This is a genomic window from Cellulomonas sp. P4_A2, from assembly GCF_056402515.1.
In genome coordinates this window covers 1-352 of sequence record NZ_JBFUHG010000262.1, presented here as the reverse complement: position 1 = coordinate 352, position 352 = coordinate 1, and the positions used below count along the sequence as shown (strand labels likewise).

Annotated in this window: 1 pseudogene; it reads right to left on the bottom strand. The window is 75.9% G+C overall.

The features are described 5' to 3' along the window. Nucleotides 1–352: pseudogene (locus tag AC1DUE_RS20985) on the bottom strand (hypothetical protein); the annotation flags it as partial.

The window sequence follows — 352 nt, the reverse complement described above, 5'->3', positions numbered from 1 at the left end:
GCTCCGGGGTGCTGGGAGCGGGGGCCGTCGCCGCGGGTGTCCGGCGTCGGCCACCGACGAGGACCGCGGTCAGTCCGACCGCCGCCCACACGCCGAGTATCAGCACCGCATCGGCCGCCGCGCTGCCGTCGAAGAAGGCGACCGACCGCAGCAGCGACCCGCCCGCCCCCGGTGGCAGCAACTGCCCGATGGCGCCGACCGGCCGGGGTAGCAGCTCGGGTGCGCTGGTGATGCCGGAGAACGGGTTGCCCAGCAGAACCATCAGCAGGGCGCCGAGCCCGACCCCGGACGGGCCGATCAGTGCGGCAAGCCCGGCCACGGTCGCGCCGATGGCCAGCACGGTGAGCCCGAG